Source organism: Asaia krungthepensis NRIC 0535 (genome assembly GCF_025995175.1).
In the GTDB taxonomy this organism is placed as follows: domain Bacteria; phylum Pseudomonadota; class Alphaproteobacteria; order Acetobacterales; family Acetobacteraceae; genus Asaia; species Asaia krungthepensis.
Map to the genome: position 1 here is coordinate 40,705 of NZ_BAPV01000020.1, position 19,112 is coordinate 59,816.

The window sequence follows — 19,112 nt, forward strand, 5'->3', positions numbered from 1 at the left end:
CCCCGGCCTGTCTGGTGCTGTTGATTTGCTTAATCCTGCTGCCAACAAAGCCGGTGCTGATCGACCCACCCCACAACAGATTATCGCGGGCGATTGTCACAATTGATCCATGACAGTATTGAACGGGCATGAGCGCAGATCATGTTCACGCCCGGCGCACCGGAATTCTGTCACGGTGGAGTATCACTCCCTCTTTGACCCCGGACGTGCGACCTCGTGCCGAACAGCCCGACCCCGCCCGTCAGTTTGATGGCAAACCCGGATATTGGGGTCGCAAGATCGACGTCCTCAACGCGGCGTCGCGTCTGGCCGGCGTCATCATCTGGGTGCCGCTCTCGGTCGGGTTCGAAGCCCTGCTTCTGCCGATCCCCGGCGTCCTCAAGATACGTTGGACACGCGTCATCTGGGGCGTACTCTGCAAACTGCTCGATCTCGACATCAGGATCATTGGTCGCCCCGTTGGCACCGTCGGCGGCCAAAAGGGCCGCGACCGTGGGGAGCGCCCCGTGATCTATGTTGCCAACCATTCATCCTGGCTCGACATCCCGGTTCTCGGCACCAAGATCTACTCGGTCTTCGTCGCAAAGGGCGATATCGAGCGCTGGCCCATCATGGGGCTCGTTTCCAAGATCGGGCGCACGATCTTCGTCAGTCGCAATCGCAGCACCACCGGTCGGGAAAGAGATCAGATGATCACCCGCCTCGCCACGGGCGATAATCTCATTCTTTTCCCCGAGGGCACCTCATCTGACGGGTCGCGGGTACTTCCCTTCATGTCGACCTTTTTCGCCATCGCCAAACTGCCACGATTGCCCAAAAATGCACCCCCCATCGACATGCCAAGCTATCCGCCCGGGTTGACGCCACTCATACAACCCATCTCGCTCGTTTATGACCAGCTTGAAGGTCTGCCCGTCAATCGCACGAAACGCGCCGTGTTCGCGTGGTACGGTGACATGGATCTCGGACCACATGTCTGGCAGTTCCTCAAGAGACGCAGCAAACGGGCAACCATCCTGCTCCATGCGCCGCTCGCTCCTGAGGATTTCCCCAGCCGCAAGGCCCTGGCCAATGCAGCCTGGGCCGCCGTCGCTCATGGCGCCGCCGCCCTGCGCCAGAATGACCACGCCGTAGCGGGCTGGGAGCCTTGCCGCAACAAGGGCGGCGCTTCAGGAACGGATCAGAAATCGATCTCTGTCGTTGCGTGATAGGTCCGGGGCAGTCCGGCAACGGCTGAGTTCGTAGCCCCCGTTCCGCCATCGGTCGAACTCGGATAGACCGAGGCCCAGTAGCGGGCATCCGTAACGTTACTCACCCCAAAGCGTATGACCATGGGGGTGTTATACACGTGAAACCCGTATCGTGCCCCCAGATCCAGGGTAGCGAAACTCCCTACAAACTGGCGATTCTCGTTATCGGCAGCGCGCCTGCCGACGTAGTGTACGCTTGCATTCACGGCCCCACCCCGCATCCAGTCCGGGTGGTAATCCAGAAGCATACTGGCCTGCACAGGGGCCACCCCAACCACCTGCTTGTGAGAGGTCAGTGACGACCCTGTTGCCCCCACCTGTGCATCAAGCCAGGTCACCCCGCCAATCGCGCTGAGCGACTTCGAAACCCGCCCGGCAATCTGTCCCTCGACCCCGTAATTGCGCTGCTGTCCTGCCTCGCGATACAGCCCGCTCACAGGGTCTGTGAACGCATAGCCGCGCGTCATGCGAAACCCTGCCGCGCTCAGCATCAGGCCAGCGAAGGGTCTGTACTTGGCACCCAGCTCATATTCTTCCGAGCGTAGCGGGGCGAGCACGTTATTGGCGTTGGCGCTCGAGGCAGGGGCTACCGGACCAGCCTGCACAGACCGCCCCCACGTGCCATAAAAACTCGTTTTCTCGTTGAGCCTGTAGATCAGGCTCGTCATGGGCGTGAATACTGCAGAAGCGTCATAGGAAGCGGTTCTCACCCCAGCCTTGTTCGAGCTCGTCGTATCCAGCCAGCTCCAGGCCAGCGTTCCCATGACAGAGAGATGCCTGGTAAGAGCGATCGTATCGCCCGCCATCAGCGACTGGGTTTGAATGAAGGCTGATTGATAACGCCCGGAGAAATAAGGCTGGCTTCCCGCGAACACGACAGGGGATCCGATTTGCGCCGTGCCCAGAACCTGACTGGCGCCGAGGGTCGGGTTGTAGTTCCCCATGCTGTAGCCGTTCGAGCCCAGCACAATCTTGTGCGCGAATGGCCCTGTTCTGAACGCTCCGTTCAGATAGGCCATGTTCGACCATACCCGGAAATCATTAGCCGTCGTCGCAGCCGAAATCGTGCTGCGATAATGGCCGTGCGAGTCCGTCAGCTGATTTGTCACACCAAAGACGTTGCGCCACGCATCTTGATACAGCCCACCCAAGGTCAGCGACCAGTCCGCACTGAACTTACGAATGACCTTCGCCAATGCCGTATTGGTAGACGCATTATATCCCGCAAAGTCCTGCCCATAGCCCGGTCTCGAAAGATCCGGGGCAGAGGGCAGCGCGATGCCCGTGGCAAAGGAGAACCCACCCGCATAGCCGCGCTGGGCGTAGCTGTACTGGCTTGCATCGATCTGGATCTGCGTCTTCGCGTCCAGTCGCAGATCGAACGCCCCCGCAATCAGCCCGCGCCGCAGATGAGTTCCAGACGCGTAGGTCGAGCCCGACTGGTTGAGCATCGTGACGCGATAGCCGAACCACTTTCCATGCCCTGCGCGCCCTGATGCATCGAGAGATTCGAGCGGTGCTCCCGTGGAATCCACCCCAAAGACCAGGTGCTCTCGCCTCTGATCGGTTGGCCGATTGAGCGTGTAATCGAACGTCCCCGCAGGGTTCTGCGGCCCATAAAGTGCGCCCGAGAGCCCGTTAAGCACTTGAAGCGAGTCGAACATCTCAGCCGCGTACGGCGTGGTGATCACCATGTTAAGCCCGTCCATGCGCGAATTCGCAATGACATCGGCCTCGAACCCGCGCGACTGCGGGCGGCTGGTATTAGGGTCTCCGCGCATTTCGAGCTGGACTGAGGGTAAATATTGGGCAAGGTCATTCGCATTGCGCGACTGCTGGTTCACGATCACATCGCGCGGCACCGCCATGATCGAGAACGGCGTTTCGAGCAGTGAGCGCGTTCCCAACGGACCCAGAGCAGCATCCCGCTTGCCATATTCCGCTGCCATCCCCGCAGCCTGACGACCTTGCACCGCCACTTCTTCAACAGGAGGCGCAGTGGGGCGCACGGTCTCCACAGCAGCCTCTGCCCCTGCTGCAGGCACAAGAAGCACGACAAGCCCAGTAACGGCACGAAACCGTCGACAATCGACACGCTCAGTTTTCATGGGTCGTTTCCACAACAAAATGAGACCGCTGTCACCAAGGAAAAAGATGACGCTAGGCTTCACAGGATCCGGCCCGGGCCTGATGACGAAGCCGACCTGCCGAGCCCTCGGGAGAATGCATGGCACATGTCAGAGGTCACCGGGCGCCCCCCTTTTCTTTGGGGAGAACATAGGGCAGCCTCACAAGGTCTATCTCTTTTGCCACAGAGATGGATCAGCCCGACATTCTGGCCAGGCTGACACCCAAGAAGGACAAGAACGCTCCCATGGTATCGAGGACAACGCGCATGACCCGTCGTTTGCTGCGCCCCGCATTGACTGCCCTTCTGTTGACGGCGCCAGCTTTCACCCTTCCTGCCGCCCCGGCTTCAGCCCAGGCGGTGATCACCGGCAACCAGAGCATGACCGCCACGGTCGAGAGCGTCGATCCCGAGGCCCGCTCGGTTCTGCTCCGCGACAAAAAGGGCAGCCTCCTCACAATCACCATTCCGAAAGGCGCCAAGGATCTCCCGCATCTCGACGCCGGTGATCAGGTCTCGATGCGGTTCTTCCAGACCATGGCAGCCACGATCGCCAAGCCGGATTCGCCCCTGCCGGAATCGACAGTCTCCTCCGCCAAGGGGTACGCGAAGCGCCACCCCCATGGCACGCTGATCTCGTTCCAGCGCCAGCGGGTCCGCATCGTCGCCGTCGATGCTGCTTCTCACAAGGTGACCTTCATCGACCATTCCGACATCACACGCACCGTGACCATCACGCAAAAGGTGCTCTTCCCCCTGCTCGGTTCGCTGAAAATGGGTGACGAAGTCGATGTGACCACAATGGACGCCGTCTCGTTCTCGGTTCTGAACCGTACCGTCAATGGTGCCGTATCGGTAACAGAAAACCAGGGCACGCAACCCGCGAGTCACTGAGAGCAAAGCGCAGGGCTCTGCCCTGCACCTGTGGGGCTCCGACCCCCGCTTCATCCAATCAGGTGTCCAGAGGACGACTGTCCTCTGGCGAGGCGTGGGGCAGGGCCCTGCGCATGGCCTTTCCTGCAGGGCGCTGCCCTGCACCCGCGAAGGGACAGGCCCCTTCGATCCCTGCTTACCTCAATCAGGTTCTCAAGGGACGACTGCCCTCCAGCGAGGTACAGGGCAAAGCCCCGCAAACCTGCCAGCTATTTTGTCGTAGCAGCAGGCTGCCAGAGCGTATCCGGCGGAGGGAGGTGAGGCGAGTTGTCGATCACCCCGTATCCGTCTGCCGCATAACCATGATGAGTCACCTTGCGCGGACCACACCCGGTCAGGGCGATACTCAGCGCAAGAGCGGCGAGAAGCGGGAATTTCATGCTCCCGGCTCCAGACGCAGACTATCCGCCACGGCGCGGGCAAGACGCGTATAGGCCTGCGCGGCTTCGCTTTCGGGGGCGGACAGAATGATGGGCGTCCCGGCATCGGCGCTCATGCGAATATCGGCCAGAAGCGGGATTTCACCAAGGAAGGGCACATCGGCCTTTTCAGCCTCAGCACGCGCGCCACCGTGACCGAAAAGTTCGGTTCGGTGGTTACAATTGGGGCAGCAGAAATAGGACATGTTCTCGACCACGCCCAGAAGCGGCACGTTCATGCGTTCGAACATGGTGAGACCACGTCGTGCATCCAGCAGAGCGATATCCTGAGGGGTGGAGACGATCACCGCGCCGCGCAGGCTGAGTTTCTGGGCGATGGTCAGCTGGGCGTCACCCGTGCCCGGAGGCATGTCGATCACGAGCACATCGAGAGCGGGCCAGGCGACATCGGCCAGAAACTGGCCGATAGCGCCCATCACCATGGGACCACGCCAGATCATGGCCTGCTGCTCATCCACAAGAAAGCCGATGGACATGGCATGCATGCCCCAGGCCTCGACGGGGATGATCTTGCCGTTCTCGAGCGCGGGTTTGGCGGAATGACCGAGCATGCGCGGGAGGGACGGACCATAGATATCGGCGTCGAGCATGCCCGTGCGCAGGCCGAGCTTGGCCAGACCGGCCGCGAGATTCACGGCCGTGGTCGACTTGCCCACACCGCCCTTGCCCGAGGCCACGGCGATGATGGCGCGCACCTGAGGAAGCGCCTTGCCATCGGGGCGTGTCGGTTGTGGATGGCCGGGGCTGTTGGCGGGCTGCTCCAGATGGAAGGGACGATGGCCCTGGGGCTGAGGTGCAGCCTTGCCGGGAGCGCGATGGGCTGTGAGGATGATCGTCGCGCGTGAAATGCCCGGCAGGCTGGCAAGTGCGGCCTCGGCGCGGGGGCGAAGCGGCTCGATGCGAGCGGCGTCCTCACGGGAAGTCGCAAGGGACACATGAGCGTGACCATCACGCACGGCAACGCCCTCGAGCGAGGCAAAGCTCAGGACGTTCGAGGTGCCTGCCTCGTCCTTGACCAGACGCAGGGTCTCGAGAATCCTGCGCTGGTCTTCTTCATTGGCGGGTTTTTCAAAATCGGTCATGGTTGTCCTCTGGCGGCGGAGCCGGTCCTGGTTTCTGTCGTTTAACATGGCAGGAAGTGGATCGCGCAAGCGTCTGCGCGTATGAGCAGGGCGATGCCGGGGCGCTGAACCCGGCCCATCTGGGCAGGAAAGCAGGACAGGAATGAGCGAGGCCGCAACCGACGCCGCCCCCAAACGCAAGAAACGCGACCATCGTATCGACGCCCTGCGCGGAATCGCGCTGCTGATGATGCTGGCCGATCATGCCCCGCAGGATGTGCTCAACCGCTTCACCCTGCGCAATTTCGGCTTTGCCGATGCAGCAGAAATCTTCGTGCTGCTGGCCGGTTATGCTTCCTGGCTGGCCTATGGAAGGCTCATTCTGCGCGGACCGCCTACCGGGGGATGGGCCCTGGGGGTAGAGCGTATCGTCCGACGATGCTGGCGCCTCTATCTGTTCCAGATGGTCATGCTGCTGGTATCGGTCCTGACCATTCGCCAGTGGCGTCATTACTCACCCGTGCCGGTCGATTTTCTCGAGCCGGAACTGGCCCATGGCCATGAGTGGATCTGGCGCGTCCTGAGCCTTCAGGCATTACCCAACAACCTCAATATCCTGCCGCTCTATATCGTCCTGCTTCTCGCTTTTCCGGTTCTGGTCTTTTTATGGAAGCTTTCGCCCTGGCTGCTGGCGGGGGCCAGCCTTGCGCTGTGGGGGCTGGTCAACAGCGATCCCACGCTGAACCTGCCCAACTGGCTCGACCCGGATGGCTGGTACTTCAACCCTTTCGCCTGGCAGTTCATCTTCACCCTCGGCATGCTCGCCGCCATCATGGCAGGCAAGCGCGAAGGCAATCTGCCGGGACCGCTCTGGGCGCGTCTCATCGCAGGGGCATATCTGGTATTCGCTGCGCTGCAATGCTTTCCCTATGAAAGCTGGAATCTGCCCAGTCTGCGGCCTCTGGGGGACATGCCCCCGGCAGACAAATCCGATCTGGCCATCTGGCGCTGGACCGATGCGCTGGCCATTCTGCTTCTGGTCCAGTCTTCGGTCACTGCCACGCGGCTTTCCGAAACGCGGGTCGGGCAGGCGCTTGCCCTGCTCGGACGCCACTCGCTTGAGGTATTCAGCTTCGGCACGATCCTAGACCTGTTCGCGCGTCTGGTCATGAACAGTTTCGGCGATGGCTGGATCATCCAGATCCTGGTCAATGTCCTGGGCTTTGCCGGGGTGTATGGCGTGGCCGTATGGCTCGACCGCCATCGCCGTCAGGCCGCGCTGATGGCAGGCGAGACGCGCAAGGAAGCCCGTGAAGAAGCAAAGAAAGATCGTAGCGCGGAGATAGGTGACGCAAACCCCTGATTTGCGTTAGCGTAAGCGCATGAAACATCGCCTCGTTCTCGCCGCCCTGATGGGCGGCTGGGTTTCCGCCACCGCCTCCGCTTTTGCCCAGCCTGCCCCGGCCCCCGCACCGGCTTCGCCGTCCGCAGGAGTTGTGGCAAGCGCGCGCAGCGTCCACGCCGCCCCTGACTCGCTGGCGGATCTTGCTGCCAGCCTGCTGCCCGCCGTGGTGAACATCTCGATCTCGGCCACGCTGAAGCCGGGCGAGGATGAGGATGACGACGACGGCCCGGATGCAAGCCCCGATGACGGGCCGCAAGTGCCGCAGTTTCCCCCCGGCTCACCCATGGAAAAGTTCTTCCATGACTACATGAACCGCCAGCCCTCTTCCTCTGAGCCCCCGCGCAAGATGCAGGCTCTGGGTTCGGGATTCATCATCTCACCCGACGGGTACATCGTCACGAACAACCACGTCATCAAGGATGCCGACAAGGTCTCGGTCACGCTGCAGGATGGCACGGTGCTGCCCGCGAAGATCGTAGGGCGTGACAGCCGGACCGATCTGGCCGTCATCAAGATCGAGAGCAAGTCGGCCTTCCCGACGGTGCCGTTCGGCGATAGCGACAAGGCACGCGTGGGCGATCGCGTGCTGGCCATCGGCAATCCGTTCGGCCTGTCGGGCACGGTCACGAGCGGTATCGTCTCATCGCGCGGCCGCGATATCAATCACGGCCTGTACGACGACTATATCCAGACCGATGCCTCCATCAATCGAGGCAATTCCGGCGGCCCGCTCTTCAATCTCGATGGACAGGTCATTGGCATCAACACCGCCATCTACAGTTCGAGTGGCGGCTCCATCGGCATTGGCTTCGCCATACCGGCCAATGATGCGCGCGGTGTGATCGATCAGCTGCGTCGCGACGGCCATGTGTCGCGCGGCTGGATCGGTGTGCGCGTCCAGAACGTGACCCATGAGATCGCCGACAGCATCGGGCTCAAGCCCGAGAAAGGCGCAATGATCGCCGGGATCGACCCCAAGGGCCCCGCCGCCAGCGCCAAGCTTCAGACGGGCGATGTCATCGTCGCGCTCGACGGCAAGCCGATCGATGGTCACGCACTTCCACGCCTGGTCGCTGAAATCACACCGGGCACGAAGACGGTTTTCGGGATCTGGCGCAAGGGCAAGACGCTCGACGTCACGCTGGTGGTCAAGCCCTCACCCGAGGCGCCGGACATGCCCCCGACCGATGCCAAGCCGAAAGGCCCCAGCAAGCTGGCCCTGGCCGATCTGGGGGTGACCTTCTCGGCCATTGATGACGACACACGCAGCAAATACAGCCTGTCTGACTCGCAGCGTGGCGTGGTGGTGACCGATGTGACCCGTGACGGACCGGCCGATACGCGCGGGCTGCAGCCCGGCGATGTCGTGACCGAAGTCCAGCAGGTGGGCGTCAACTCCCCCGATGCGCTGTCCAAGGAACTGGCGCGCGCGCGCCAGCAGAAGAAACATACCGTTCTCCTGCTCGTTCAGGGTCAGGACGGTCTGCGCTGGGTGCCGCTGCCGTTGTCAGGGGAGTAAGCCATGCCGTTTGCCTCACTACTTCAGGCGAGGGCCGATGGTGAGGCGCCCTGGCGACAAATGGTCCGCACCCTCGTTGCCGTGGCCCTGTGCTGGATCATCGGCGAGGCAACAGGTCTCGATGAAACGATCTGGGCGCTCATCACGGCCCTGATCGTCACCCAGTCGAGCATCGATCAGACATTCGCAACAGCACGGGACCAGATCATCGGCACGCTTGTCGGCGCCGTAGTGGGGACGCTGGCCATTACCGCGCGTCTGGTACTCGGATTTTACTGGCCTATCTTCTGCATTGCGTTGCTGCCACTCGCCTATATGGCCGCCGTGCGTCCCTCGCTCCGCTTCGCCGGGGTGACGCTCATGATCGTCTATCTGCTGCCCTCGCATGGCAGCAATCCGTACTGGCCCCTTACCGAGAGACTGACCGCCATCTTCCTGGGTGTGATCGTCTCTCTGGTCGTCTCCTTCGTGGTGCTGCACGCCAGCGCCAGACGCCGCGGTTTTCTCACCGCCGGGCGCATGTTCCGTGAAATGGACGAGCTGCTCCAGGCGGCTCTGGGGCGACAGGAAATGTGGAGCGAGCTCGAAGCGCGCAACGATCACTGTGCGCGCAATCTGCTCGTGATCAATGAATGCGTGGCGGAGGCCTATCGCGAAAACTGGGGCCTTCTCGAAAAGCGCCACCCTATCCTGACCGTATTACCTGCCCTGATGCGCCGCATGCTGAGCGACACCATGCTCGTGGCGCGCGCCATCAATGCAGGCAAGGACCGCGGCGGATTTTCCGGTGTTGCGGGGCTCCATACCGGGCTGAGCCATGCGTATCGCTCTCTGGCGCGACGCTGCGAGATTCATGCTGCAGGCAAGGCCCATGACAAGCCTTATCGCCCGGGACGCGAGGACGTACTCAGCGCGCTGCCAACCCTGGGGCAGGATGCACTTCCCGAGATGCACTTCGTCATCGCGCTCCTGAGGCAGGATTTGAGACGCGCCACCGATGTGCTGATGAGCACGCCGGAGAGCCGGGCGAAAGACCTGCGTGATATGATCGGGAAATAGCGACAACACGGGCTCAGGATGAACTTGTGATCGTCCCGGCACGTTGAGAGGTGTGAGATGATTTTGACGCGGGGCCGCCAATCTGGTCTTTCTGCCCCGCCCGCAAACGGCGCTCCGAACGTAACGAAGAGGGATTTAAGCCTATGATCACCCGTGAGACCCTGCAGCATCTGCCAGAAGGCGTGGCCGCTCCGTCTTATGATCTCAAGGACATCAAGCCTGGAATCCTGCATTTTGGCGTCGGTAACTTCTTCCGTGCCCATGAAGCCTATTACATCAACAAGGTTCTCGGACTGGCGGGCCAGCATCACTGGGGTATCGTCGGCGTCGGCCTCACCTCGGGTGAGCGCTCGAAGCAGAAAGCCGACGATTTCAAGCGTCAGGACTGCCTCTTCTCCCTGACCGAAACCGCCCCTTCGGGTGAGAGCAAGCGCAACGTGATCGGCGCTCTGCGTGACTATCTGCTGGCTCCTGAAAAACCCGAAGCCGTGCTCAATTATCTCTCCGACCCGGCCATCAAGATCGTCTCGATGACGATCACCGAGGGCGGCTACAATATCGACGAGCATTCGGGTGAATTCGACGTCGAAAACGATGCCGTCCAGCGCGATCTGGCCAATCCGGAATCTCCCAGCACCATTTTCGGTTATGTGGTGGAAGGTCTGCGCCGCCGCCGCGATGCCGGCAACCGCGCCTTCACCATCATGTCCTGCGACAATCTGCGCCATAACGGCAACGTGGCGCGCAAGGCCTTCCTCGGTTATGCCCAGGCGCGCGATCCCGAGCTGGCGAGCTGGATTGAAGCCAATGCGACCTTCCCGAATGCCATGGTCGATCGCATCACACCGACCGTTTCTTCTGCCATTGCGGAGCGCCTGAACCGTGAGAGCGGGCTGGACGACCTGCTGCCGCTCGTGGCCGAAGACTTTACCCAGTGGGTGGTCGAAGACGGGTTCGCCGATGGCCGCCCCGCGCTGGAAGAAGTGGGCGTTCAGATGGTCGATGACGTGACCGATTACGAGTTCATGAAGATCCGTATGCTCAACGCATCGCATATCTTCCTGGCTTTTTCGGGTCTGCTGCTCGGCTATGATCATATCGATGAGTCGATCAACGATCCCGATCTGCGCAAGCTGGTGGAGTCCTATCTCGACACCGACGTGATCCCGACGCTCAAGGCCGCTCCCGGCGAAGACCTCGAAAAGTACAAGGAGTCCGTGATTTCACGCTTCTCCAACCCGGCCATGGCTGACCAGAACCTGCGTATCGGCAGCGATGGGGCTTCCAAGGTTCAGGTTTTCTGGACAGCGACCATCCAGAACCTGATCAATGAAAAGCTTCCGCTGGATCGCGTTGCCTATGGGCTGGCGGCGTATCTCGAGATGCTGCGCGGCAAGAACGAGCAGGGAGGCACATTCGACCCGATCGAGCCGACATTCACAGCCGATACCTGGGCTCTTGCGAAGAGTGATGATTTCGCCGAGGCGCTCAAGCTTCCCGCATTCGATGGCTGGCGCAAGTTGAACCACGAAGCGCTTGACGAAAAAGTGAATGAACTCCGCAAGATTATCCGGGAAAAAGGGGTGAAAGCCGCTCTTCCCAACTGAAATGGATGCGCGAAAGCCGCACTCATGACAGATTTCTAAGGCAGGCGAGTTTTCCTGTGTCCCAAAGTAACTTATGGGCGTTAGGAAAATCAGACACCGCCCGGCATTTGGCCGGGTCTGCTGGAGATAGTCATAGTGCTGCGTCGCGATCTCGTTAAATTCGGTGCTGGCCTCTCTGTACTGGGGGCCAGCAAAATAGCCCGGGCAGCCCCAGCGGCCGCGCCCAAGCCCACGCCGTTCGACAACAACACCGTGCGGCAGATCGCGCAGAATATGTCGAAATCGGCCTATAAAGCGCCGCAGCAGACCCTTCCCAGCGCCATCGACAATCTGAATTTCGATCAGTTCCGCGGTATCGCCTATAAGGAAGACCGGGCGCTCTGGCACGGCCAGAATCTTGCATTCGATGTCGAGTTCTTCCCTCGCGGGTTCCTGTATCGCCCACGTATCAACATGAATGAGGTTATTGACGGGCAGTCCAGCCCGATCGTGTACGACCCCGACATGTTCACCTATCCAGACGCAATGCTGCGCGTAACCGACGATCTCGGCTTTTCGGGTCTGCGCCTGCGCAATGCCATCAACACGCCCAATGTAATGGAAGAATGCGCCGTATTCCTTGGCGCCTCCTATTTCCGCGCTGTGGCCAAGGGCCAGAATTACGGCCTTTCCGCCCGCGGCTTCGCCAATGGCACCGGCGACCCGAAGGGAGAAGAATTTGCCCTGTTCCGCGAATTCTGGCTCGAGAAGCCCAAGCCCGGTGTCGACTCCGTCGTTATCCACGCCCTGATGGACAGTCCTTCGGTTGTGGGCGCTTTCCGCTTTACCATCCGCCCGGGCGCCACCACGGTATTCGACGTGCAGTCGAGCTTCTATCCGCGTACCGATATCACCGAAGGCGGCGTGGCGGCTCTCACCGGGATGTTCTATTTCGACGCCAATAACCGCAATCATGTCGATGACTGGCGCCCCGGCGCGCATGACAGCGAAGCGCTCCAGATGTGGACCGGTACAGGCGCCCAGCTCTACCGCCCGCTGAACAACCCGGTCGATCTTCAGTTCTCGGCCTTCCAGGACGCGAGCCCGCATGGTTTTGGCCTGATGCAGCGCCGTCGTGCCTTCCATGATTTCGAGGATCTGGCGCTGAATTACGAAAAGCGTCCCTCGCTCTGGATCGAGCCTATCGGGGACTGGGGTGAAGGTGCGGTCGATCTCGTCGAGATCCCGACCCCGAATGAGGTGAACGATAATATCGTCTCGTTCTGGCGCCCCAAGCAGATCATGCAGGCCGGGCATGAATATGCCTACACCTACCGCATGTACTGGGGTTGGGACACGCCTTGGCCGACCGATCTGGCACGTATCGGTGCAACCCGCGTAGGTGGAGTGACCGACCATGCCGATGGCCGCATGTTCGTGATCGACTTTACGGGCAAGCCCTTCGAAAACCTTCCGCCCAATGCGGCCTTCCACCTCGTGCCCCAGGCCTCCACGGGCACGATCAAGAATGTAGTGGTCGAGCCCAACCCTAATATCAAGGGCTGGCGCACCACTTTCGAATTCTATCCGGGGAGCGCCAAGCTGGCCGAGCTGACCTGTCAGCTCGCCACTGATCAGGGCCCGATTTCCGAAAAATGGATGTATCGTTGGACGCCGTGAGCAGCCTTTCCCGCAAATTCGCCCCCTTTGACGTCCTTCCGGCGGAATCGCCCCTTGCGATGCCGACGCAGAACCTGCGTCAGCGTCCCGAAACCTTCGGGCGTGACCGCCATCCCCCTACGACACCAGCCTTTCTCTGGCTGCGTCGCCTGCTCGTCATTGGCGGTGCCGTGCTTCTGACGGGTTGGGGGGCGTTCGAGATGAACCGCGTGCTCAACTCGATGGGTGTCTCGACGCTCGGCATCATCGTGCTGGCGCTTTTCATCATCCTGGGCGCCTGGATCTCGCTGTCTTTCACCTCGTCGCTGGCAGGGTTTGTTTCCGTGCTGCGCCATGGCGGTTTGGGCCTCGGTATTTCACGCGATACCCCCCTCCCCGCGCTCATGAGCCGCACCGCCGTGCTCATGCCCACCTATAACGAAGACCCTGACCGTGTCCTCGTCGGGCTGCGCGCCATTCATGACTCCCTCGCGGCGACGGGACGTATCGACGCATTCGACTTCTTCATGCTGTCCGACACGACCGATCCGGATGTCTGGGTGCGCGAAGAGCGCGCCTATCTTTCTTTCGTCGAGGCCGTGAACGGGCAGGGACGTATTTTCTATCGTCGTCGCCCGAAGAACATCGATCGCAAATCCGGCAATCTGGAAGAATGGGTCAAGCGCTTTGGTGGCGCCTATCAGCAGATGCTGACCCTCGACGCCGATTCAGTCATGGATGGTGGGCTGATCGTGCGGACTGTCTCGGCCATGGAGCGTCACGAGAACGTTGCGCTCATCCAGACTCTACCTGTGATCATCGGCGGCAAGACGCTCTTTGCCCGCATGCAGCAATTTGCCGGCCGTGTTTATGGACCGCTCATTGCACACGGTATTGCCTGGTGGCACGGCTCGGAAGGCAATTACTGGGGTCATAACGCGGTCATTCGCACGCGCGCTTTTGCTGAACAGGCCGGACTGCCCCATCTGCCGGGGCGCAAACCCTTCGGCGGCGGTATTCTCAGCCATGATTTCGTCGAGGCCGCCCTTATGCGTCGCGGCGGCTGGGCCATCCACATGATTCCGGGCCTGTTCGGCTCCTATGAGGAAAGCCCGCCCTCGCTCACAGACGTCGCCATTCGCGACCGTCGCTGGTGTCAGGGCAATCTGCAACACGGCAAGATCGTGCTGTCGCGCGGGCTGCACTGGGTCAGCCGCATGCATATGATGGTCGGGATCGGCGCCTATATCACCTCGCCGCTCTGGCTGCTTTTCCTGATGTTCGGCATCCTGATCTCGCTTCAGGCCCATTTCGACCGGCCTGAGTATTTCGGTGACACCAAGACACTCTATCCGCACTGGCCCCAGGTTGATCCGGTGCAGGCCAAATACGTGTTCATCGGCACCATGGCCGTGCTTCTCGCACCCAAGGGCCTGGCGCTTATCGCCACGCTGTTCGACCGAGCCATGCTGCGCAGCTGTGGCGGGTTTCTGCGCCTGGTTGCCTCGATCGCGCTTGAGACACTCATTGGCGGCCTGATCGCCCCGATCGCCATGCTGATTCATACCTCTGGCGTCATCTCGATCCTGCGCGGTCGCGATTCCGGCTGGAATGCCCAGAACCGCGATGACGGGCGCGTCTCTCTCAAGGAGATCGCGCATGGGTACTGGATTTATACCGCTTTCGGTCTGGTGTTGGCTGCCGCTGCCTGGTCCGTGTCATTCTCCCTGTTCCTGTGGATGACACCGGTCCTGATCGGTCTCGCCCTTGCGATTCCTCTGGCCGCCATGACAGCCAGCCGCGATGTCGGTCTCTGGCTGAAAAGCTGGGGACTCCTGCTCATTCCCGAGGAGACAGCGCTGCCACCCATCCTGCAACTCGCGACGGAAAACGATCTGCGTCGCACACAGACTGAAGCCATGCCCAATCGGCCACCCGCAGAAGCCTTTGCCGCCCTGCGCAGCAACGCCGATCTTGCCACAGAGCACCGTCGGGCACTCCCCGCGCCCCGTCAGCCCGGCAGCACGATCGACCCCAACCTTCTCGTGGGGCTTCTCAAGCTTCGTGAGGCGGGTTCTGTTGCCGAGGCCCTAGGAACCCTGACCCGTCAGGAAAAGGCGGCCGTTCTATGCAGCGCCGAAGGTCTTGATCTGGTTCTTGGGCTGCCTTTCTGAGGTAACCTGATCCGGGGCGGCGCTCTGGTTCGCGTGTCGTTCCTGAGGACGAAGGTCCTCTGCCGGGGGCGAGGGAACGCTCCTGGTCGAACCGTTCCGCGGGGCGCTGCCCCGCACCCGCGAAGGGGCTAGCCCCTTCGATCCCCTCCTGAACATGAATTCCTGTTTGAGAGCGTCGCTTATCTCGCAGGAGGGACAGGCTCTCTTATTGAGTCCGACAGCAGGACACCCCTTGCGCTGGCGAGGGAGCAAGCCTTGGCGCCTCCCTCCCCTGGTCGGACAGATATCCAGAAGATGAACGTCCTCTAGCGGGAGGGACAGAGTCCAGTATCGGATCGTTATTGCACCACGGCGCACATCATAAAGAGGGCAGGATATAAAAAAGGCCGACTCTTTCGAGCCGGCCTCTCAAGGCACCACGAGGAAGGGTTTTACTTGAAATCCTGACCGCGCTGCCCGACTTGTGCGCAAAGCTGCGTACGGTGGCTCAGATCGAGAGAAGACACGTCGAAGGGTACGTTCGTGCTGGTCTGAATCAGACCCTGACCGCCCAGTGAATAATACTGGTCATTCTTCACATCCGGACGCTTGGCCAGCTTGCGCCCCACGACGCGCAGTGTCGTCCCATGCACAAGATGATTGCGTACGCAGTAGCTGGCCAGACCGGCGAGGTTGCCAGCCCGTGCTGAGTCGAGGGAGGGAAGACCATAGGTATCGAGCACGCCAGGGGTCTTGGCGGTTGCTACAGTATTGCTCACTTCCGGCCCGCCAACAGCCTGCATCATGCCGTTATTGGCGGTCGGTGCGCCATCACGGTGCACGGGAATGGAGCCTGCAGGCATGACGGTGGATTGTGTGCCCGGGGGGACGGCAGGCATGGGGGCCTGCTGGGCATGAGCCGTGGCACCGGCATAAGCCAGGCTGCACAGGGCCGTCAGGCCAAGACAAAAACGAGACACCATTGGATCGATCCTCTTTATGCTCTTTCTCGGGCGCATCACCTCTGACGCTTCCCGTTAAAACGCGCTCTCCCGACCAGAAAGTCAGGATGAAGGACGTGTGCATTTGTAACATGTGAGTATGGCGACGGTTTATTGCCCCATCGAAACTTCGCAGAAACCGATCCATGAAACGTTGAGGCTCAGCCCGTTCTGCCGCAGTCTGGAATGATTGTTTTTCCTGTATGATGAGGCCCTGCCATGATCCCTCCCTCGCCACGGCGTGTCCCCCATATGATCACGCAGCTCGAACGTGTTCGGCATGACGATTATGCCTGGATGAAGGACGAAAACTGGCAAAAGGTGCTGCGCGATCCGAGCCTGTTGCGCACCGATATTGCCGAGGCCCTGCGTGAGGAAAATACCTATACGGAAGAATGCCTTAGTGGCATGGCAAGCGCGCGCGAAACCTTGTTGAAGGAAATGATCGGACGTATTCCCCCGGCCGAGGATTCCGTGCCATGGCCTGATGGCGCGTGGCTGTATTTCTCGCGCTTTGCCAAGGATGCCCAGCACCCGGTCTATCTGCGCCGCCCCCGCCAGGGCGGGGACGAACAGATGCTGCTCGATGTCGATGCCCTGGCGAAGTCTCACGCCTATTTCGCCCTGGCAGGGACGTGTCATTCCGATGATCACCGCGTCTTCGTCTACGCCGCCGACACGCAGGGATCGGAAGTCTATCGGCTGCACAGCCTCGATCTTGAAACCGGTGCGGCCTTTGCCCCGGATGTCGAAAGCGCCTCGGGCAGCTTCATCATCTCGCCAGACAGTGCCTGGCTGTTCTGGATCTACCGTGACGATCATGGGCGTCCTTCGCGTGTCTATCGTCGTCCTCTGGCGGGCGGCGAGGATGTGCTGGTTTTCGATGAGCCGGATTCCGGATTCTTCCTGAGCCTCTCGGTCACGGCCTCACGACAATGGATCCTGATCGAGCGTGGCGACCACGATACCAACGAGACCCTGCTGATCCCCGCCAACGATCCGACACAGCCCCCCCGCAGTGCCTCACCGCTTGTCCGCGGAGAGCGTTATACCCTCACGCACTGGAATGACCGGTTCATCATCCTCACCAACGCCGAGGGAGCGATCGATTTCCAGTTCAAGCAGGCGCCAGATACCGCCCCGTCGCGCGAAAACTGGTCGGATTTCCTGCCTCATACGCCAGGGCGTTTCCTTCTGGGCGCTGCCGCAAGTCGCACCCATCTGGCCTGGGCGGAACGCGTGAACGGCAATATCGAGATCCATGTTGTCGCAGAAAATGCGACAGGCGATATCCGCACCCAGACGCGCACCATCGGCATGGAAGAAGAGGCCTTCGACCTCACCCTGCTCGGCTTTCTAGAATATGACGCGGCCGTCCTGCGCTACATCTATGAGTCACCGACCACACCGGCCCATTGGTACGATCTCGACATGGTATCGGGCGAGCAGGTTCTCCAGAAAATCCGGGAGATCCCTTCCGGGCATGATCCTGCTCTCTACGAAACGCATCGCATCTTCGCCACGGCCTCGGACGGGGCTGAGGTACCGGTCACCATTCTCAAGAGGCGCGATACGCCTTGCGACGGCACGGCACCGCTCCTGCTCTACGGCTATGGCTCTTATGGCATTTCGATGGATTCGGGGTTCAGCACCTCGATATTCAGCCTGGTCGATCGGGGATGGGTCTATGCCGTGGCCCATATCCGTGGCGGTTCCGAAAAGGGATGGGACTGGTTCCTGAAGGGGCGGGGCAAACACAAGCCCAACAGCTTCACCGATTTCGTGACCTGTGCCCGTAGCCTCGTTCAGCTCGGATATGGGCAGGAAGGACGTATTGTCGCCCATGGAGGGTCGGCAGGCGGGTTGCTGATGGGCGCCGTGGTCAACCTTGCGCCCGAATTATTCGCCGGGATTGCCGCGCAGGTGCCCTTCGTCGATGTGCTGAACACAATGTCCGACGATACGTTGCCGCTCACCCCGCCCGAATGGCCGGAATGGGGTAACCCGCTGGAAGATCGCGACGCCTACGACCTGATCGCCAGCTATTCGCCCTATGACAATATCAGAGCCGTTCCCTACCCGCCGGTTCTGGCCATGGGGGGGCTGTCCGACCCACGGGTGACCTATTGGGAGCCTGCAAAATGGATCGCGAAGCTGCGCGAGGTCGCATCGGGCGGGCCATTCCTGTGCCGGATCAACATGGATGCCGGGCATGGGGGCTCGTCCGGCCGTTTCAAGCGTCTGGAAGAAGTCGCTTATGTCTATGGATTCGCCCTGTGGGCCATGGCACAGCGACCTCTCGCCTGAAGAAACACGGCCCTGAGCTTCTGAGAAGGCTCAGGGTTTCAGGCGAAGGCGCGCAGGGAGGAGTTCAGTCCTCGCCATCGGCCTGAGGGCGGGGGCGTATGGCGGCGCAGAGTGGCGGCAGCTTGGGGTTCGTCTCGGCGCGGGTGCGGCACATGGTGCGCGCATCGGCGCCGCAAACTTCGATCGTTTCCTCGAAATCGGATTCGAGCACATCGCGTGCTACAGCGGCATCCTGATTGGTGCTGTCAGTATCCTGGTCCGCGACGATCTTCTGGGTCTTGTGCAACTCCTTGAGGGCCTCGACGCAGCTGTCACTGGCCGAATCCGGATCGGTTTGCAGCACGGCCAGAATCCGGTTGAGCACCGAGGCCGGGTCGTTTTTCGGGTGGGGCGCCGCTTGCGCCGAGAGGGGCAGACCAGCCAGAAGGACGGCGAGAACAGGCAGAGCTTTCTTCATGGAATCAGGATAATTGGCTTTTCATCCTTTGAAAACGCCCAAATGTCAGGGTTTCCGGGGCAGGAAGCCCAGCTTGGAGTTGACTCCCGGCATGGCGATGAGTATTCCGACGACCACTCACGGGCGCGACGCCCGTTCGTCTTGCATGGCCCGG

At 61.1% G+C, this 19,112-nt stretch carries 14 protein-coding genes; 9 read left to right on the forward strand and 5 right to left on the reverse strand.

Annotated features, from left to right (window positions below):
* Nucleotides 1-128 precede the first annotated feature (128 nt).
* The gene (locus tag AA0535_RS10175; protein WP_264815929.1) at nt 129-1,208 is read left to right on the forward strand and encodes a lysophospholipid acyltransferase family protein; all 1,080 of its coding nucleotides are present in this window, start codon (nt 129-131) and stop codon (nt 1,206-1,208) included.
* Here the strand turns inward: AA0535_RS10175 and AA0535_RS10180 are convergent.
* A complete protein-coding gene (locus AA0535_RS10180) occupies nt 1,181-3,358 on the reverse strand; it encodes a TonB-dependent siderophore receptor (RefSeq protein ID WP_264815931.1) in 2,178 nt (725 codons plus the stop codon). The genes AA0535_RS10175 and AA0535_RS10180 overlap by 28 nt on opposite strands.
* A 287-nt stretch (nt 3,359-3,645) precedes the next feature.
* Here AA0535_RS10180 and AA0535_RS10185 point away from each other — a divergent pair, with 287 nt between their 5' ends.
* Nucleotides 3,646-4,272 carry a preprotein translocase subunit YajC gene (locus AA0535_RS10185; RefSeq protein ID WP_264815933.1) on the forward strand — a complete coding sequence of 209 codons (627 nt, stop codon included), beginning with the start codon at nt 3,646-3,648 and terminating at the stop codon, nt 4,270-4,272.
* 248 nt (nt 4,273-4,520) lie between these two features.
* On the opposite strand, the gene AA0535_RS10190 is transcribed toward AA0535_RS10185, so the two are convergent.
* Together AA0535_RS10190 and AA0535_RS10195 are read right to left on the reverse strand one after the other, a co-directional pair.
* Nucleotides 4,521-4,691 carry a hypothetical protein gene (locus AA0535_RS10190; protein ID WP_264815934.1) on the reverse strand — a complete coding sequence of 57 codons (171 nt, stop codon included), beginning with the start codon at nt 4,689-4,691 and terminating at the stop codon, nt 4,521-4,523.
* On the reverse strand, nt 4,688-5,833 hold the full coding sequence (locus tag AA0535_RS10195) for an Mrp/NBP35 family ATP-binding protein (protein WP_264815936.1): 1,146 nt from the start codon (nt 5,831-5,833) through the stop codon (nt 4,688-4,690). Before AA0535_RS10195 ends, AA0535_RS10190 begins: the two co-directional genes overlap by 4 nt.
* Before the next feature lie 142 nt (nt 5,834-5,975).
* On the opposite strand from AA0535_RS10195, the gene AA0535_RS10200 reads away from it, so the two are divergent.
* The 6 genes from AA0535_RS10200 (at nt 5,976) to mdoH (ending at nt 15,214) form a co-directional block, all read left to right on the forward strand.
* Nucleotides 5,976-7,175: an OpgC family protein gene (locus AA0535_RS10200; RefSeq protein WP_264815938.1), complete on the forward strand. Its 1,200-nt coding sequence runs from the start codon at nt 5,976-5,978 to the stop codon at nt 7,173-7,175.
* A 19-nt stretch (nt 7,176-7,194) separates the two neighbouring features.
* Nucleotides 7,195-8,736, forward strand: coding sequence for a Do family serine endopeptidase (locus tag AA0535_RS10205; protein WP_264815939.1), 1,542 nt, complete (start codon nt 7,195-7,197; stop codon nt 8,734-8,736).
* Nucleotides 8,737-8,739: 3 nt separating this feature from the next.
* Complete coding sequence (locus tag AA0535_RS10210; RefSeq protein WP_264815940.1) at nt 8,740-9,795, forward strand: FUSC family protein; 1,056 nt, start codon at nt 8,740-8,742, stop codon at nt 9,793-9,795.
* A 143-nt stretch (nt 9,796-9,938) separates the two neighbouring features.
* Nucleotides 9,939-11,402 (forward strand): mannitol dehydrogenase family protein, encoded by a 1,464-nt coding sequence (locus AA0535_RS10215; protein ID WP_264815941.1) that lies wholly within the window; start codon nt 9,939-9,941, stop codon nt 11,400-11,402.
* 135 nt (nt 11,403-11,537) lie between these two features.
* Nucleotides 11,538-13,061: a glucan biosynthesis protein gene (locus AA0535_RS10220; protein ID WP_264815942.1), complete on the forward strand. Its 1,524-nt coding sequence runs from the start codon at nt 11,538-11,540 to the stop codon at nt 13,059-13,061.
* Nucleotides 13,037-15,214 (forward strand): glucans biosynthesis glucosyltransferase MdoH, encoded by a 2,178-nt coding sequence (gene mdoH / locus AA0535_RS10225; RefSeq protein ID WP_264815943.1) that lies wholly within the window; start codon nt 13,037-13,039, stop codon nt 15,212-15,214. Before AA0535_RS10220 ends, mdoH begins: the two co-directional genes overlap by 25 nt.
* Nucleotides 15,215-15,645: 431 nt before the next feature.
* Here mdoH and AA0535_RS10230 read toward each other — a convergent pair whose 3' ends face one another.
* Nucleotides 15,646-16,176: a DUF2501 domain-containing protein gene (locus AA0535_RS10230; RefSeq protein WP_264815945.1), complete on the reverse strand. Its 531-nt coding sequence runs from the start codon at nt 16,174-16,176 to the stop codon at nt 15,646-15,648.
* 237 nt (nt 16,177-16,413) lie between these two features.
* Between AA0535_RS10230 and AA0535_RS10235 the strand changes: the two genes are divergently transcribed.
* Entirely contained in the window at nt 16,414-18,501 is a 2,088-nt protein-coding gene (locus tag AA0535_RS10235) for a S9 family peptidase (protein WP_264815946.1), read from the forward strand.
* 64 nt (nt 18,502-18,565) lie between these two features.
* On the opposite strand, the gene AA0535_RS10240 is transcribed toward AA0535_RS10235, so the two are convergent.
* Nucleotides 18,566-18,958 (reverse strand): hypothetical protein, encoded by a 393-nt coding sequence (locus AA0535_RS10240; protein WP_264815949.1) that lies wholly within the window; start codon nt 18,956-18,958, stop codon nt 18,566-18,568.
* Between the last annotated feature and the right edge of the window lie 154 nt (nt 18,959-19,112).